This window comes from Pseudoalteromonas sp. Bsw20308 (assembly GCF_000310105.2).
GTDB classification, from domain to species: domain Bacteria; phylum Pseudomonadota; class Gammaproteobacteria; order Enterobacterales; family Alteromonadaceae; genus Pseudoalteromonas; species Pseudoalteromonas fuliginea.
In genome coordinates, this window is the sequence record NZ_CP013138.1 from 1,749,338 (window position 1) to 1,767,118 (window position 17,781).

At 40.4% G+C, this 17,781-nt stretch carries 12 protein-coding genes; 5 read left to right on the forward strand and 7 right to left on the reverse strand.

Annotated features, from left to right (window positions below; translation table 11 throughout):
• Positions 1-133: 133 nt before the first annotated feature.
• Positions 134-1,273, forward strand: a complete 1,140-nt coding sequence (locus D172_RS07515; protein WP_007375172.1) for an endo-1,4-beta-xylanase — start codon at positions 134-136, stop codon at positions 1,271-1,273.
• Positions 1,274-1,330: 57 nt separating this feature from the next.
• Here the strand turns inward: D172_RS07515 and D172_RS07520 are convergent, their stop codons facing one another.
• The 6 genes from D172_RS07520 to xylB form a co-directional block, all read right to left on the reverse strand.
• The gene (locus tag D172_RS07520; RefSeq protein ID WP_007375171.1) at positions 1,331-2,308 is read right to left on the reverse strand and encodes an aldose epimerase family protein; all 978 of its coding nucleotides are present in this window, start codon (positions 2,306-2,308) and stop codon (positions 1,331-1,333) included.
• Positions 2,309-2,321: 13 nt separating this feature from the next.
• Positions 2,322-2,705 (reverse strand): hypothetical protein, encoded by a 384-nt coding sequence (locus tag D172_RS07525; RefSeq protein WP_007375170.1) that lies wholly within the window; start codon positions 2,703-2,705, stop codon positions 2,322-2,324.
• Between the two features lie 106 nt (positions 2,706-2,811).
• On the reverse strand, positions 2,812-4,830 hold the full coding sequence (gene tkt, locus D172_RS07530; RefSeq protein ID WP_007375169.1) for a transketolase: 2,019 nt from the start codon (positions 4,828-4,830) through the stop codon (positions 2,812-2,814).
• Positions 4,831-4,888: 58 nt separating this feature from the next.
• Positions 4,889-5,830 (reverse strand): transaldolase, encoded by a 942-nt coding sequence (gene tal / locus D172_RS07535; protein ID WP_033022893.1) that lies wholly within the window; start codon positions 5,828-5,830, stop codon positions 4,889-4,891.
• A gap of 36 nt (positions 5,831-5,866) precedes the next feature.
• Entirely contained in the window at positions 5,867-7,186 is a 1,320-nt protein-coding gene (gene xylA / locus D172_RS07540; protein WP_007375167.1) for a xylose isomerase, read from the reverse strand.
• Between the two features lie 30 nt (positions 7,187-7,216).
• Complete coding sequence (gene xylB / locus D172_RS07545) at positions 7,217-8,674, reverse strand: xylulokinase (RefSeq protein ID WP_007375166.1); 1,458 nt, start codon at positions 8,672-8,674, stop codon at positions 7,217-7,219.
• Positions 8,675-8,836: 162 nt separating this feature from the next.
• Between xylB and D172_RS07550 the strand changes: the two genes are divergently transcribed.
• Positions 8,837-9,793 carry a Gfo/Idh/MocA family protein gene (locus D172_RS07550; protein ID WP_007375165.1) on the forward strand — a complete coding sequence of 319 codons (957 nt, stop codon included), beginning with the start codon at positions 8,837-8,839 and terminating at the stop codon, positions 9,791-9,793.
• Between the two features lie 105 nt (positions 9,794-9,898).
• Here the strand turns inward: D172_RS07550 and D172_RS07555 are convergent, their stop codons facing one another.
• Complete coding sequence (locus tag D172_RS07555; protein WP_007375164.1) at positions 9,899-11,509, reverse strand: glycoside hydrolase family 43 protein; 1,611 nt, start codon at positions 11,507-11,509, stop codon at positions 9,899-9,901.
• Between the two features lie 211 nt (positions 11,510-11,720).
• On the opposite strand from D172_RS07555, the gene D172_RS07560 reads away from it, so the two are divergent.
• The 3 genes from D172_RS07560 to D172_RS07570 all read left to right on the forward strand — a co-directional run bounded on the left by D172_RS07560 (position 11,721) and on the right by D172_RS07570 (position 17,539).
• On the forward strand, positions 11,721-12,761 hold the full coding sequence (locus D172_RS07560) for a LacI family DNA-binding transcriptional regulator (RefSeq protein WP_007375163.1): 1,041 nt from the start codon (positions 11,721-11,723) through the stop codon (positions 12,759-12,761).
• A gap of 59 nt (positions 12,762-12,820) precedes the next feature.
• Positions 12,821-14,224, forward strand: coding sequence for a sugar porter family MFS transporter (locus D172_RS07565; protein ID WP_420713808.1), 1,404 nt, complete (start codon positions 12,821-12,823; stop codon positions 14,222-14,224).
• A 558-nt stretch (positions 14,225-14,782) separates the two neighbouring features.
• Positions 14,783-17,539, forward strand: coding sequence for a glycosyl hydrolase family 8 (locus tag D172_RS07570; RefSeq protein WP_007375161.1), 2,757 nt, complete (start codon positions 14,783-14,785; stop codon positions 17,537-17,539).
• Positions 17,540-17,781: the final 242 nt, after the last annotated feature.

Here is a 17,781-nt window from a genome sequence, read left to right on the forward strand (position 1 = left end):
TAGTAAAGTGTGTGATTAAGGAATGTGTACTGTGTTATTTTTGTTCAGTCTATTTTAACAAAACGTTGTTGTCAAAAAGACTACATGGTGTTAAGTTTAGATTGCACACTAAAAAACACACAACAGGTACATCATGCATAAAAATAAATTTACGATTGCTATTTTATTAGGAATGTCGAGCCTCGCACTTGGCTGTAATGGCTCAGCAGAGCAAAGCAAACCAACATTAAAAGCGCCGGAGCAATTAACGCTTAAAGCGCAATTTAAAGAGCACTTTAAAATTGGCACAGCGATTAGCCGCGACCAAATATTAGGGGCTTTGCCTGAAGATTTAAATGTGGCTAAAGCGCAATTTAATACCTTTACGCCAGAGAACTCAATGAAGTGGGAGCGTATACACCCAGAGCTAGAAACCTATGATTTTGAAGCCGCTGATGCGTTAGTTCAGTACGCACAAGAGAACAACCAAGAATTAGTTGGGCACACATTAGTGTGGCACTCGCAAACGCCTGACTGGGTTTTTGAAGACGAACAAGGCGAGCCGCTAACCCGCGATGCATTACTTATGCGCATGCAAAACCATATTAATGCTGTTGCAGGGCGTTATAAAAACCGCATTTTTGCATGGGACGTGGTAAACGAAGCACTTAACGAAGACGGCACACTGCGTGAATCTAAATGGAGCACCATTATTGGTGACGACTTTATAGAATATGCTTTTAAATACGCTAAGCAGGCAGCGCCTAATGCCAAGCTATACTACAACGATTACAACTTATATAAGCCAGAAAAAAGAGCCGGTGCAATTGCGCTTATTAAAAATTTACAAAGCAAAGGCATTGAAATAGATGGTATTGGTATGCAAGCGCATTATTCGCTTGATAACCCAGAGCTTTCGTTAATGGAAGACTCTATTGTGGCATACGCTGCAACGGGTATTGATGTGATGATAACCGAGCTTGATATTTCGGTATTACCGTTCCCTGAAGGTGAAGAGCAAGGCGCTGATATTTCGTTAGATATTGCGCTGCAAGAGCGATTTAACCCATACCCGAATGGTTTACCTAGTGAAGTAAACACCCAGTTAGGCGAGCGCTACAAAGCTGTGTTTGACATACTTAAAAAGCATGACGATAAAGTAAGCCGTGTTACTTTTTGGGGTATAAGCGATGCACGTACTTGGCGCAACGATTGGCCAATGCAAGGGCGCACCGATTACCCATTATTAATTGACCGTGAGCTAAAACTTAAAAGCTTTGTAAGCGATTTATAATCGCACTAAAAATTTAACCTCCCGCAAAGGATCGCTTAATAGCGATCCTTTTTTGGTTTACATAGTAGTTAAACAATAACTTATGAGTGTTTGTAAAGGCACTTGTGGTGTTAAATAGCTAAATGGGAAGTGTGGGTTATTAGGGCTGTCGGGGCAAAATTGCGGCTCTAGGCAAATACCGTCAAATTGGTTAAACGGATTTTTTAAGTGCTGCCCCGTGTACACTTGAATAGCAGGGTAGTTAGAAAGCACACTCAGCATTACTTTTTCATCGGCGCTTGTAAGCTCTGCGTGTTGCTTATTGGCTTGCAGATTAAGCACTTGTTCGGTGACAAAGTTATGATCGAGTTTATCGAGTTTATCGGTTTTATTAAGTACACGCGTATTTGTGTAGTCAAAAGTTGTATTTGCTACAGGGGCTATTAAACCTGTGGGAATGGCATTTGTATCTATGGGGGTATAATGCGCGGCGGCAAGTTTTAATGTATGCCCTTGTGCGCTGTTAGTAATGCCATTTAAATTAAAGTACGGATGCGCTGTAGGCCCAGCAATGGTTTTTTTATTACTGGTAATCGTAAATTTAATATCAAGATTACTTTGGTTTTTACTGTTAGTGGTAAAGGTATACAGCACGTTAAATATAGTTTTACCGGGGTAGCCGTTGTATCCATCGGGTAGAGTAATACTTAAACTTAACGCATTTTTTTGATGATAATCGAGCTGCCAAAATAAGTCGCTTAATGCTTTTTGGCCGCCGTGAAGTTGGTTTACTCCTTCGTTTTTATTAAGTGCATAGGCTTTATCATCAATGTTTATTTGGGCGTTACTTAGCCTGTTTGCATAAGGGCCGGCTACAGCGCCTAAGTAAAATGTGTCATTTAAATAGTCATTAATATTAGAATAGCCAAGTATAATATTTCGTTTTTTACTATCAACATGGGTAACCCAGCTGGTAAGCCGGGCACCGTAGTTAATAATAGAAATAGTGTCGTTTGCTTCATTACTTAGTGTGTATTGAACAATTGAAGTTGTCATGTTGGTTACTCTTTTAATTGTTCGCTCTAGCTTTTTTAATTTCTTCTTTTACGATTGGGTACAGATCGTATGTTGGATAAAACTCAGTGCTGTAGGCTTTCCAGCCATAGCGCTCAATCGATAAATTTACTTTTGATAATAACGCTGCCGGAAAGCGCAAGGTAACTACTTGCCCTATACCCATCATTACTTTCCAAGATTCTACTGTAGCGCCTTCTGGCGGGAAGTGCTTGTAAAAGTTAGCGTTGTTGAGTATTTCTTTTATTTCAGAGAGGTTTTTTGATTGGTCGTGCTTTAAAAAAATCGTTAGCATTAGTTCATCATTTTGCTCGTCACTTGCCCATGCGTTAAAACTAGTACTTGCACTAAAAAGCATAATTAATAGTAAGTATTTCATAGTTCACCTTTGTTAGTTAATTATAAAAATGCGCCGAGCTTTGAAAGGCTTAGCGCATTAATTGGATAAAATTGTATTATTGCGCGCATTACGCGTACAAAATGTATTAGGCGTTGGCTTTAATTAACGCCTGCGCGGTGCTCACTACATTTTTGGTGGTAAAGCCAAAATGCTCTAATAACACGTTACCTGGCGCCGACTCACCAAAAGTGCTCATACCAATTACTTTGCCTTGTAAGCCAACATATTTAAGCCAGTAATCTTGGTGTGATGTTTCAATTGCAATACGGTTTGCTACCGAGTTTGGCAATACACTTTGCTTGTAATCGTCTGATTGTAGATCAAACAATGTGGTGCTTGGCATTGATACCACACGCACTGCAACGCCTTGTGCTGTAAGCTCTTTTGCGGCTTGCATTGCTAAATCAACTTCAGAACCCGTTGCAATTAAAATAAGCTCAGGCGCTTTATTGCTATCGCTAAGAATATAGCCGCCTTTTTCTATGTCGCTAATTTGCTGAGCGGTACGTGGCTGGTGGTTGAGCCCTTGGCGACTAAAAATAAGCGCCGTAGGTTGCTGCTGATTTTGTATCGCGTTTTTCCACGATACTGCAGTTTCTACTGCGTCACATGGGCGCCATGTGACTAGGTTTGGCGTCATACGTAGGTTGGCTAGTTGCTCAATAGGTTGGTGAGTTGGACCGTCTTCACCTTGACCAATAGAGTCGTGGGTATACACAAATATATTTTGAATACCCATAAGTGCCGACATTCTTACTGCGTTACGGGCGTATTCCATAAACATTAAAAATGTAGCACCGTAATTAATAAAACCACTGTGCAGTGATATGCCATTCATAATGCCGCTCATACCAAACTCACGCACGCCATAAAACAGGTAATTACCGCCGGCGTCATCTGCGCTTATGCCTTTAGAGCCAGACCACAGCGTTAAGTTAGAACCGGCTAAATCGGCAGAGCCACCCAGTAACTCTGGTAAATGCGGGGCAAAGGCTTCAATGGTGTTTTGCGAGGCTTTTCGGCTGGCAATGTTAGCGGCGTCATTGTTGCACTGTGCAATATAGTTGTTTGCAATAGCTTCGAAGTTGTCAGGAAGGGTGCGTTTAATTACGCGTCGCTCAAATTCTTTAGCAAGCTCAGGGTGGCTTTTGGTGTAGTCGCTAAACAGTTGTTGCCATTGTTTTTGTTTTTTATTACCGCTTTGTTTAGCGTCCCAATGGGCGTAAATATCATCACTGATACTAAATGCTTCATTTGGTAGGTTTAAAAATTTGCGCGCCGCAGTTATTTCGTCATTACCTAATGGCGAGCCATGGCAGTCGTGCGAGCCTGATTTATTTGGCGAGCCAAAACCAATCACGGTTTTACAACACAGTAGGGTAGGTTTATCGCTCACTTGTTTTGCTTGTGCAATGGCGCTTGCAATTTGCTCTGGGTCGTGGCCGTCTATATCTTTTATTACATGCCAGCCGTACGCTTCAAAGCGTTTAGCGGTGTCGTCGGTAAACCAGCCCTCAACGTGTCCGTCGATAGATATGCCGTTATCGTCCCAAAAAGCAATAAGTTTACCCAGGCCTAATGTGCCTGCAAGCGAACATGCTTCGTGCGATATGCCTTCCATTAAACAGCCATCACCCATAAAACAGTAAGTGTAATGATCTACAATATCAAAACTCTCTTTGTTAAATTGTGCTGCTAGGGCTTTTTCGGCAATAGCCATACCTACGGCATTTGATAAACCTGCGCCAAGCGGACCTGTGGTTGTTTCAACACCTGGGGTGTAACCGTATTCAGGGTGACCTGGGGTTTTTGAATGCATTTGTCTAAATTGTTTAAGTTCGCTAAGTGGTAGTTCGTACCCGCTTAAATGCAATAAAGAATAAATAAGCATAGAGCCGTGACCGTTACTAAGTACAAAGCGGTCTCGGTTTGGCCAATTTGGATCGGTTGGATTGTGGTTTAAAAAATCGTTCCACAGTACTTCGGCTATATCGGCCATACCCATAGGTGCGCCCGGATGCCCTGAGTTTGCTTGCTGTACCGCATCCATACTGAGTGCGCGAATGGCATTAGCAAAAGGCGCACGAGAAGAAAGTTGAGTCATGTATTACCTCAAATAAAATTAAAAAAGCCCGCACGTTATGTAGCAGGCTTGAGGGAAATTAGTTTAGTAAGTCTTCAACCAATTTAGCCAAAATACGCTGATCTTTGGCAAAGTTACGAATACCTTCACCGAGCTTTTCGCTGGCCATTGGATCTTCGTTGTGCTGCCATAAAAATTGCTCGCGGGTGAGTGGGGTTATGTCGCTTTGCGGTCCTTTGGCAATGTTTGCAGCGTCAAGCTTTGTAACCAGTTCACCTTCTTGGCTTTGTAAATCATTAAGTAATGATGGCGAGATAGTCAGTAAATCGCAGCCAGCAAGTTCGATTATTTCCTGGGTATTTCTAAAGCTTGCGCCCATTACCACGGTTTTATAATCGTACTTTTTATAGTACTGATAAATACCTGTAACCGACTGCACACCAGGATCTTCGCTTGGGGTGTATTCTTTATTATCGCGGGCTTTGTACCAATCAAGAATACGACCAACAAACGGAGATATAAGCGTTACGTTAGCTTGTGCGCACGCAATGGCTTGAGCCATCGAAAAAAGCAGCGTTAAGTTACACTTAATGCCTTCTTTTTCTAACTGCTCGGCGGCTTTAATGCCTTCCCATGTTGAAGCAAGTTTAATAAGTACGCGGTCTTTTGAAATACCCGCTTGCTCGTAAAGTGAAATAAGCTTACGCCCTTTGGCAATACTTGCTTGGGTATCAAACGATAAACGCGCATCTACTTCGCTCGATATACGCCCAGGTATTACTTTTAGTATTTCACAGCCAAAGTTAACAATAAGTTGGTCGCATATAGCGTCAACGTTGTTGCCAGCTTTTTGTATAGCGTCTTCAATTAAATGTTTATATTGAGGTAATTTTGCAGCTTGTAAAATTAACGAAGGATTGGTTGTTGCATCAACCGGTTGTAGGGCTTTGATTGACTCTACATCGCCACTGTCGGCAACGACTGTGGTTACTTTTTTGAGTTGTTCTAACAAGTTCATAATGATGTACGCCTCGGCTTTAAAACCGAGGCGATGTCCTTATACGTAGCGGTTAACAATATTCTCAAGCAGTTCTTGGCGACCAGAAACTTGCTTAGGATCGATGTTGTTCTCGTGTACTAAGGCTGAAAGGCTTTCAAGTGATTGCTCACCATTTAGAATGCTTTGACCTAGGTCTTCTTTCCAACCAGCGTAACGTTTTTCAACAAAATCAGTCAGCTCGCCGCCTTCAATCATTGCTGCTGCATTGAGTAATGCTTTAGCCATCGTATCCATACCGCCAATGTGACCAATGAATAAGTCATCACGCTCACACGATTGACGACGAAGTTTAGTGTCAAAGTTAAAGCCGCCCGTTGTAAAACCACCCATTTTTAAAATTTCGTAAACAACAAGTGTGCACTCAGCTACGTCGTTAGGAAATTGGTCAGTATCCCAACCGTTTTGCATGTCGCCACGGTTAGCATCAATACTACCCATAATGCCTTCTGCGCAAGCAACTGCAATTTCGTGGTGGAAGCTATGACCCGCAAGTGTTGCGTGGTTTGCTTCAATGTTTACTTTAATTTCGTCTTGTAAGCCGTGCTTGTATAAAAAGCCTGCAACCGTTGCTGTATCGTAATCGTACTGGTGCTTAGTTGGCTCTTGTGGTTTTGGCTCAATTAATAATGTGCCTTTAAAACCAATTTTTTTCTTGTGCTCTACAACCATTTTCAAAAAGCGTGCGTACTGTTCGCTTTCTTGTGCAAGGTCTGTATTTAGTAGCGTGTCGTAACCTTCACGACCACCCCAAAGTACGTAGTTTTCGCCGCCTAAACGATGCGTAATTTCCATTGCATGTTTAACTTGTGCTGCTGCATATGCATACGTATTAGGATTAGGGTTTGTTGCACCACCGGCACAAAAACGCTGATTTGAGAATAAGTTAGCAGTACCCCACAGTAGTTTTACACCTGTGCGCTGCATTTCTTTTTCGATAATGTTAGCTATGTGCGTTACGTTATCGTGGCTTTCTTGTAGTGTTTTGCCTTCAGGGGCAATATCAACATCATGAAAACAAAAGTAAGGAACGCCTAATTTTTCATAAAATTCAAAGGCTACTTTTACTTTTTGTTCAGCAAGTTCTAATTGATTGCCTACAGGTTGGATCCAAGGACGGTCAAACGTACCTTCACCAAAAATATCAAACCCTGTAGAACAAAAGTTATGCCAGTAACAGGCTGCAAAACGTAAATGTTCTTTCATTGTTTTGCCAAGCACTACTTGGTTTTCGTCGTAATAACGAAATGCAAATGGGTTTTTAGAGTTTTCACCCTCAAATTTGATTTTTTCAACGTTTGTAAAAAATTGTTCGCTCATAATGTGCTCCATTAATTTTATAATAGTGTATTAAAAGTATGTTTTTATACTTTGGTAAAGTGCTTTGTATGTTGTGTATTGCTGTGCGTAAAAGTTTTGCATGACTGGGTCTGGCTCAATTGTTTGCGTTACTTTGCCGTTAACACACACCTGTTGTGCAGGGAGTTGTGTTACTGCTATTCGGGCAAGCCTTGCTGCGCCAAATGCGGGGCCAACTTCTGAGCCTTCTCGGTAAATTAGGGGGCGGTTGAGTACACTTGCGATGATTTTTCCCCACAGTGGGCTTTTAGCGCCACCACCAATAACGGTTACATCGTCAATTTGTGCACCAGCATCAAGCAGTACTTGTTGGCCATCGGCAAAGGCAAAAGCAACGCCCTCGAGTACTGCGCGGCCAAGGGCTGCTGCATCGGTATCGCTATCTAAACCAAAAAATACGCCTTTGGCATCGGGGTTATTATGCGGCGTACGCTCGCCAGTTAAATAAGGTAAAAATATGACTGAGCTTGGTTTGCTAAAATCGCATTTACTTACTTGTTCAAGCAATGCGCTTTCGTTTTTAAAACCGGTTAATTTAGTGACCCAGGTTAAACAGCTTGCTGCGCTTAACACCACTGACATTTGGTGCCAGGTGTTTTCAATGCAATGACATAAAGTATGTACAGCACCTTCTGGGTTAGGCAGGTATTTATCGTTAGCAACAAAGTAAACGCCCGAAGTACCTAATGACAAAAACGCTTGTTTAGGCCTTACTACGCCAACACCAGCAGCGCCTGCGGCATTATCGCCACCACCTGCAACAACAGGCACTTGCTCCATACCCCATTTAGCAGCAACTTGGGCTGTTAATTTGCCAGTAATTTGTGTGCCCTCAAAAAGGGTAGGCATGTGTTGCTCTGTTAAGTCGCAAGCGCTAAGCATTTTTTGCGACCATGCTCTTTTTTCTACGTCTAGCCACAGTGTGCCTGCTGAGTCAGACATGTCTGATGCAAAATCACCGGTCATTAAAAAGCGTAGGTAGTCTTTTGGTAATAATACTTTGGCTACTTTTGCAAAGTTTTCTGGTTCAAACTCTTTTAACCACACCAATTTAGGTGCAGTAAAACCAGGCATTGCTATGTTGCCGGTAATATTACGAGAATTTGGTTCGCGTTTTTCAAGCTCTACACATTGTGCAGCACTGCGCCCGTCGTTCCATAAAATGGCTGGGCGAATAATATTATTGTTTTTATCAAGCAGCGTTGCGCCATGCATTTGCCCAGAAAGGCCCACAGCCTTTACCGATTTTAGTAATGCAGGGTGAGTCTTTTTAAGATCCTCGATTGCACTACAGGTAGCAAGCCACCAATCTGAAGGGTTTTGCTCAGAAAAAAGTGGTGCTGGGCGTGAAACGCTTAAAGAGCCACTTGCTTGAGCAAGCAATTGGTCTTGCTCGTCTAAAATAATTACTTTTACACCTGAAGTGCCTAAATCGATACCAAGGAACATAAATGTGATACTTAATGTTGTTTTAGTGTTAGCGCTAACATTAATGATTTGATATTGTTAAGTCAAGCTAGTTTTAAACTATGTTTAACAATTAATTTGCAAGTTTATTGCTTGGTTGTTGGAGTTCACTTAAATTTCTTTTTAAGATCATAAGGAAACACTATGAAAAAAATAAACTGGGGTATTGTTGGTTGTGGCCGAATTGCCGCACAATTTTGTGAAGACTTAGCACATACAAATAATGGTGTTGCGTACGCAGTTGCAGCAAGAAATGGGGATGATACAACCGCTTTTGCGAGCAAGTATGGTGCGGCCAATGCCTACGAAGGGTATCAGGCATTATTTGACGATAAAAACGTTGATGTAGTTTACATTGCGACCCCGCATAACTTTCACTTTAAAAATGCCAGCGATGCTATTAAAGCAGGTAAGCATGTATTGTGCGAAAAGCCCATTACGGTTTCGGCTGAAGAGTGCAAGCAGTTGTCTTTACTGGCTAAAAAGCACGACGTATTTTTAATGGAAGCCATGTGGACGTACTTTTTACCTGCAATACAAAAAGCAAAACAATGGGTAGAGCAAGGGCGAATTGGCACTATTAAACATGTTAAAGCTGACTTTGGCTATCCTGTGCCTTTTAATCCCGATGGGCGTGAATACAACCCAGATTTAGCGGGCGGTTGTTTACTTGATATGGGAATTTATCCGCTGGCTATCGCTAATTACTTTTTAAATAACGACTTAGAAAATTTACACGTAAGAGCAAATATTCGCTACAAAGGCGTGGAAGACGATGTACTTATTACTGCTAATTGTGGCGATGTAATGGTGAGCTTAGCAACGTCATTTCAATGCCGGTTAGGAAATGGCGCGTATATTATTGGCGACAAAGGTTATATAAAAATACCCGATGCATTTAGGGCTTACGAGTGCTCTTTGTATGAGCTTGATGACTTAATTGAGCATTTTGAAGATGGCAGGCAGTCACAAGGTTATAGCTTTGAAGCGCAAGAAGTAGGGCGCTTACTGAGCGAAAACAAACGAGAGAGTGACATTATGAGCCACTCTCAAAGTTTACTTTTACAATCACAAATGGAGCGTATTAAAGCCCTGTTTTAAAATAGTTTTAAGAGAACTTTAATAGAGCTTTAAAAGAGTTTTGAATGAGCTTTAAAGCAGTTTCAAAAAGCTTTCAATCAAATAATAAACTTAACTGGCGGCGATTTATTCGCCGCTAGGTTCGTCATAATTAAAAAATGAATAGTGAGCTTCTTTATTTTGTCCCGATAAGTCTTGGCAAGCCATACCAACAAAAGCGCCGGTAAAACACGGGCGATACCCTTGCGGTGATTGCTGCACGTAATCATCAGATAAAATGCTGCCATCGAGCACTGGACCAAACTTTATCCAGCAGTTTTTTTCGTTGGCGTAGTAAAACTGCAGCTGAGCGCCATTAAAATCAGCTTTTAAGTAAACAGGTTTGTTTGTTTTAAGCAAAAGCGGTGCAACAGGCGTACTTGTTTGGTATTTATCGCAGCTTATTATATTTAAATAACGCGGTGTGGTTTCATCGCCTACATCGCCGCCGCTTATATGCAAATAGTAGTAATGCGCGGTGTTGTAATAACATACTAGCCCCGCCATTTGTTGAAAACTGCTCGGCGCAAAATCAACGCATGTGCTGCTAACAGTATGATGAGCCTGTACACGCCTGGCAATAAAACTTTGCTGATGCAATGAGCTTAAAGACTCTTTACCTACTAGGGTAAGCGATGCTTTTTGAGTGTTTTTATACACCCAATTTTTGCACATAGGTATGCGCAATGACTGAAAATCAACAGTCAGATCATCTTTACTAAAATCAATATGTGTTGTGGGTTGCGGCTGTGGGTTTAGCGTTAAACCTTCAACGGGTACGTGTATTCTCGGGGCTTTATTTGTGTGTTTGGCATAAGGCCAGTCATCGTCTTTCCAGATTATTTGCTCAATCCCTGTTTCACGCCCTGTAATGCAGCGGCCACGCTCAGTCAGTGGTCTAGATGTTAAAAATACCGTGTACCAATCACCGGTTTGTGTTTGAAAAAAATCTCCATGGCCACATTTTTGTAGCGTATTACTCGGCTCGTGGGCTGCTGTAATAACGGGGTTGTGCGGGTGTACTTGGTAAGGGCCAAATACGTTTTTAGAGCGCGCAACACTAATGCAGTGTTCATACCCAGTGCCACCTTCAGCGGTAATCAAATAGTAGTAATCACCGCGTTTTAAAATATGTGGGCCTTCAGTGCAACCAAGTTTTGTGCCTGAGAATATAGGTTTAACATCGCCTATTAATTTATTGGTTTTTAGGCAAAGCTCTTGCACTACTATGCCACCAAATAGTGCGTTGTTGCGGTGATCAACCAGCATGTTTAGTAAATAGCTTTTACCGTTATCATCGTGAAAAATAGACGGATCAAAACCGCTAGAATTTAAGTAAGTCGCTTGTGACCAGTTACCGGTAATATCAGTGGTTGATACAAAATAGTTTGGCGTGTCTTTGTAAGGGCCATCAAAGCTTTTTACATTGGTATATACCAAATAAAAACGGCCATTATTGTAACTAAGTTGCGCAGCCCATACGCCGCAAGAATCAGGCACTCCTCGCATATTGAGTTGCTCTACGGTGTTAAGTGCTTGGCCTATAACTCGCCAATTTATTAAATCGGTAGAGTGGTGAATTTGCACACCGCCAAACCATTCAAATGTTGAAGTGGCTATGTAGTAGTCGTTATTAACTCTGACAATGTTTGGGTCTGGGTTAAAGCCTCTTAGAATTGGGTTTTGCAGCATGCTCATAATATAGGCCTTTTTAAGTTTTTTATATTGTTGGGTGTGAATATTATAAATTTGTTGTTAGCGCTAACATTTTCAGTGTAGTATAAGACTTTGTCAATAAGTAATCATTTAAAACGCGCTGTAAACAATATCAAGCTTTACAATTATGTATAATGAAAATTAAGAAAGTTAATTATAACAATCCACTGATTGTGAGTAGGTAATAACAGTAATGGCCGATCCTAAAAGAGCAAGAATACAAGATGTAGCCGAGCAGGCTGGTGTATCAATGATGACAGTTTCGCGCGTGCTCAACCAAGACAAAAAAGTAAGCGACAAAACCCGCGAAAAAGTAATGGCTGTTGTTGAGCAATTAAATTACAGGCCAAATGTGTCTGCTAGGCGCCTTGCTAGTACTAAGTCATTCTTTTTAGGGCTTTTATACGATAACCCAAGTGACTCTTACATAAGCCAATTTTTATTGGCAGCGCTTAAAAAATGCCGTGCATTGGGCTACCACCTTGTTGTTGACGAAGCGCATACCGATATTGACAAAACAATTGAATCGGTAAAGCAACTTATTGATGTTACACAGGTTGATGGCATGATTTTACTGCCTCCTATGTGCGACAACGAACAGGTTTTAGATGTACTTACTAAAGCAAATATTCCGTTTGTAAGAATAACGCCAGATACAAAATTAAATCGCTCCCCTTATATATGCATGGACGATTACCAAGCGGCGTTTGATGTTACAGAGCATTTAATAAATCAAGGGCACAGCAAAATTGCACATATTATTGGCGACACTAAACAAGGTGTTAGCCGTTTGCGTTACCAAGGTTATTTAGATGCACTGCGCTCTAATAAAATAATAACGCCACCTGAGTATATAGAGCAGGGCAGTTTTACTTATCAATCGGGCATGGAAGCGGCAATAAAATTACTTTCGCTTGATGATAAACCAACAGCTATTTTTGCTGCTAACGATGATATGGCGGCCGCTGTAATCTCAATAGCTCAAAAACAAGGTATTAATATTCCAAGCGAACTGTCGGTTGTTGGCTTTGATGACACGCAACTTGCAACTATAGTTTGGCCAAATATTTCTACGGTAAAACAGCCCATTAATGAAATGGCTGAGCTTGCGATTACTTTACTTGCATCGGGTCAGTACAACGATTTAAGCAATGTAAAAAGCTTAGACTTAAGACATATTTTAGATTTTGAATTAATAGAAAGAGAATCAAGCTCAACCAATAAAAACAACTAAATAAGCACACCCTTTTGAGCTTCAAAATCTATATAAAATAACAACAACACACAATATGGATACTTATGAACGAGAAAGAAAATGTACTTTTAATAGTACTGGTTTGCTTTGTTGCGACCATTGGCGGTTTTTTATTTGGTTTTGACAGCGGCGTAATTAACGGCACTGTTGATGGATTACAAACGGCGTTTGGCTCCAGTAGTGCGGGTACGGGATTTAACGTATCGAGCATGCTAATTGGTTGTGCCATTGGTGCGTTTTGCGCAGGTCGATTGGCTGATAAATTTGGTCGGCGTCCAATTTTACTTTTTGCCGCTGCTTTATTTATTATAAGTGCTTGGGGCTCGGGTGTGTCGGTCACATCGTTTGAATTTGTGATTTATCGCATTTTAGGCGGCTTAGCTGTAGGGGCTGCATCGGTTATGACCCCCGCTTATATTAGCGAAATTGCCCCCGCACGATACAGAGGCACGCTCTCTACACTGCAACAAGTGGCTATTATATTTGGTTTATTTAGCGCATTTGTGAGTAACTATTTTTTAGCAAATACGGCTGGCGGCTCTACGGCTATATTTTGGCTCGACTTTGAAACATGGCGTTGGATGTTTTGGGTTGAGTTATTACCTGCATGCTTGTTTTTAATCGCTTTATTTTTTATTCCCGAAAGCCCTCGATACTTAATTATGGTTGGTAAAAAAGACGCTGCTGCACGTGTTTTATCGTCATTATATGGTGCTGAAACTGCCGTTCTTAAATTAAATGAAATAGCAGAGTCTCTTGCTGGCGATAAACACCAACCTAAATTATCTGATCTTATTGATAAACCTAAAAAACGTTTACGCCCCATTGTTTGGATAGGAATTGGCTTAGCTACATTTCAGCAATTAGTCGGCATTAATGTTGTTTTTTACTACGGCGCGGTACTTTGGCAAGCAGCCGGTTTTACTGAATCTGACGCGTTACTCATTAATATAATAAGCGGCTTTGTAAGTATTTTAGCGGTGTTTATTACCATGTATTTTATAGACAAAATTGGCAGAAAACCTTTTTTGTTAACCGGCTCAGTTGGTATGACGGTGACGCTTTCGGTTATTGTTTATGCCTTTTTAAACGCAGATATTGGCTCAACAGGTAACTTAGAATTAGGAGAGCAGGGCATAGTTGCTTTAATTGCCGCTAATGCGTATGTATTCTTTTTTAACTTATCGTGGGGCCCTGTAATGTGGGTTATGTTAGGCGAAATGTTCCCTAACCAAATTCGCGGCTCTGGTCTTGCAGTTACCGGCTTTGCCCAGTGGATAGCTAACTTTTTAATTACCTGGTCGTTCCCTGTTATGCTCACCGGTATAGGTTTAGCTGGGGCTTATGGTTTTTACGCATTTTGCGCGTTTGTTTCAGTTATATTTGTATTTAAGTTTTTACACGAAACCAAAGGCAAAGAGCTTGAACAAATGAAAGGGTAAATATTACCCCTTTAATAAGCGCCAAAACTAAAGCAATAGTTTTGGCGTTGTTAGACTACCTCACTCGTTAAGCTTTTTTTTTACTAAACCCAAACACTTTATAAACTCGCAGCAACTATCTCACTTCTCAATAGTTAAATTACTAATGCATTTAAGTAAAGTGTAAGTCGCTTGTTCAATATCACGATTTGCAATAGCGTTTAACATCATTTTTCAATTTTTATTATTCCTATTTAATCTGCTTGCATCGCCGTCCCCCCCCCTTAATTGTTAATATTTAATGACAAAAATATTATTTATTTAAGCTATTATTGTCAAAATGACATTAACATCTGTAATCATCTGTGCATTGATTGTTAATTATTCAAAAAAACAACATAAATAAACTAGGTGATATGTGAAATCTGGTTTTGCTGGTTGTGATATTTGAGTTGATTGTTGTACGCAGTGTTTTACGAGTTTATTACAAGTGTTTAGCAAGTAGCTCTACATTCATGTATTTCTAAATAATAAAAAACATGGATCGTAAAGTAATCAAATATTAAAAATAGGATTGTTATGAAAATTAATAAATTATTATTGCCGATTTTAGGTGTAAGTATATTAACAACAAGTGCTTACGCTCAACAATTGGCAAGTGGTGAATTAGAAGGCGGTACATTACTACCTGGTTATTCTAGTGTTATAGATACACCTTTTAACGGTGTCGCGGCATTTGCTAACAATGATGGCGTGGAAGTAAATACCCAAGTGAGTGGCATACCGGGGAAATTTCGTTTAGATATTCGTGGTGCAAGTACCGATAACAGCGCTGCCGGTATTAGTGTATACCTTGGCGATAAAAAAGTGGGCGCAACCAGCTTTAGTGGTTCATCTGCTAGCGTATCGAGTATAGATTTTAAATTATCGAGTCAACCCAGTAATACAAAACTTAAGTTTGTTTTAGAATCTGATAATGGTGGCAATGACACCTTTTTAGATTTTTATGAATTACACCGTGTTGGCGACATTCCTGCAGCGCCTGCTGCGCCTACGTTACCAAGCCAAGGAGCATTCGACTCTGGTCAATATCGTAGTATGTTCCAAGAGTTTGGTTATTCTTCGTCAGAAGTAACAGCGCGTTTAAATAAAGTTTATGATCAATTATTCCATTCTACCGATACAGCTAATAAAGCGATTTTCATTCCTACTGGTAATGATATGGCTTACATTTGGGATGTGGGTAATAACGATGTACGCTCCGAAGGTATGTCATACGGTATGATGGCGGCTGTTCAAATGGATCGCCAAGATGACTTTAATAAATTATGGAAATGGGCCAATACTTATTCTTTAAATAAATCAGGCAACAATAAAGGTTATTTTGCATGGAAAGTAAGTACAAGTGGCCAAGTGCAAGATGCTGCGCCGGCGCCTGATGGTGAAGAGTACTTTGTAACAGCACTATTTTTTGCTGCTAACCGATGGGGTAATGGCTCAGGTATTTATAACTATGAAGCACACGCAAACCAAATATTAAAAGACATGGTTGGTAATGGTGAAACACGTTATAACAATCAAGGGCAGTTAGAACAATATACCTTAATTGATAAAGCGAACAAACAAATCGTATTCTCGCCATCTACCCCTACTGACCGTAACTGGACCGACCCTTCATATCATTTACCTGCCTTTTATGAATTGTGGGCTCGATGGGCTGATAATAATAATGACTTATGGGCTGAAATGGCGGTTGAAAGTCGTAAATTTTTTAAGACAACTGCAAATTCTAGTACCGGCTTATCACCTGATTATGCCAACTTTGATGGTAGTCCACATGGCAGTTTCCAAAAATGGAAAGAAACTTTTCAATATGATGCATGGCGTACTATTAGCAATGCCGCAATGGATTATTCGTGGTTTAAAAAAGATGAGTGGCAAGTTACGTGGGCAACACGTTTACAATCTTTCTTTAAAGGCAAGGGGATTGATACCTACGCAGGTTTATATAACCTAAATGGTTCATTATATGATCCAAATAATACCGACCATTCACCCGGTTTAGTTGCTATGAACGCGATAGCAAGTTTAGCGTCTAATAAGTCAGATGCTTGGGAGTTTGTTGATGCATTTTGGAATACACCTGTGCCGGAGGGAAAGTATCGTTATTATGACGGAACTCTATATATGTTCGGTATGTTAGCGATGAGTGGTAACTACCGAATCTATTGTCCAAATAACGGCTGTGAAGGTAGCGTAATTGATCCAGGACCTGGAGACGGTGGTAATAATGCACCTGTAGCCAACAACGACTCAATTTCAACAACCAAAAATACCAATGTATCTAAAAATGTGATTTCAAATGATAGTGATGCAGATGGTGATTCAATCAGTATTACTACTTACTCACAAGCGGGTAATGGCTCTGTTAGCCAAAATGGTAATAGTTTAGTTTATACGCCAAATACTGGATATACCGGTACTGATAGCTTTACCTATGCAATAACCGATGGTACAACAACAAGTAACAACGCAACCGTAACGGTTAGTGTTACTGATGATGGTGGTGGCACTACACCAACAGATCGCCTTTCTATTCCAGGAACTGTTCAAGCTGAAGCGTTTGTACTTGAAAGTGGTACGAAAACTGAAGATACTGGTGATTCAGGTGGTGGTTTAAATGTCGGCTATATTCAAAATGGTGATTATTTAGACTTTGCTGTTAATGTTGCAGAGGCGAGTACTTATACCGTTGAAGCGCGTGTAGCATCTGATTCTAATGGTGGTACATTAACGTATTTACTAAATGGAACAAACAGTATTGGTTCTATTAACGTATCAAACACTGGCGGATGGCAGACCTATCAAACGGTTTCTACAACAGTTGATTTAGCTGCGGGTAATCAAACTATTCGGACTAATTTTACGGGTAGCGGTTACTTATTTAATGTGAATTACTTTAAGTTCATTAAAAATGGTGGTGGTACTACACCTAATCCAGATCCTACACCAGCTCCAAGCAACAGTGTGACTTGTGAATTTGTATTAGGGGATGATTGGAATTCAGGTTTTTCAGGTAATATTAAAGTAACCAATAATGGTGATACTGCTGTATCAGGCAATTGGTCTGTTACCTGGTCATATCCTTCAGGGTACGGTCTTACTAATAGCTGGAATGGAACGGTTACAGGTTCAAATCCATATACAGCAACACCTAATAGCTGGGATAGCACGATACAACCAGGACAATCTATTGAGTTTGGTACACAGAACTCTAAGTCTACGAGTAGTTCAGCAGCACCAGCAATAAATGTTACGGGCACAATTTGTAATTAAAAAAAGGTTTATTACTTAGTCTGTAATCTGAAAAAATAAAAGGTGTTAGCAATCAAATTGCTAACACCTTCTTAATACTTATCATTAAATCGTTTCATGATGTTTAACAAACAGCTAAAATAGAGTGATTTTTAATTTATCGCAGTGAATAAATTATGATATATAGTCGTTACCATTCAATAAGCCAATCAAGTTGGTTGCATGAAGTCACTATCCTTTCTTCTATGCGACCATGATCTGAA

Coding starts and splice junctions, on each gene's coding strand:
- D172_RS07570 (WP_007375161.1), top strand. CDS start 14,783: ATGAAAATTAATAAATTATTATTGCCGATTTTAGGTGTAAGTATATTA.
- tkt (WP_007375169.1), bottom strand. CDS start 4,830: ATGACTCAACTTTCTTCTCGTGCGCCTTTTGCTAATGCCATTCGCGCA.
- D172_RS07560 (WP_007375163.1), top strand. CDS start 11,721: ATGGCCGATCCTAAAAGAGCAAGAATACAAGATGTAGCCGAGCAGGCT.
- D172_RS07550 (WP_007375165.1), top strand. CDS start 8,837: ATGAAAAAAATAAACTGGGGTATTGTTGGTTGTGGCCGAATTGCCGCA.
- D172_RS07515 (WP_007375172.1), top strand. CDS start 134: ATGCATAAAAATAAATTTACGATTGCTATTTTATTAGGAATGTCGAGC.
- xylB (WP_007375166.1), bottom strand. CDS start 8,674: ATGTTCCTTGGTATCGATTTAGGCACTTCAGGTGTAAAAGTAATTATT.
- D172_RS07555 (WP_007375164.1), bottom strand. CDS start 11,509: ATGAGCATGCTGCAAAACCCAATTCTAAGAGGCTTTAACCCAGACCCA.
- xylA (WP_007375167.1), bottom strand. CDS start 7,186: ATGAGCGAACAATTTTTTACAAACGTTGAAAAAATCAAATTTGAGGGT.
- D172_RS07520 (WP_007375171.1), bottom strand. CDS start 2,308: ATGACAACTTCAATTGTTCAATACACACTAAGTAATGAAGCAAACGAC.
- D172_RS07525 (WP_007375170.1), bottom strand. CDS start 2,705: ATGAAATACTTACTATTAATTATGCTTTTTAGTGCAAGTACTAGTTTT.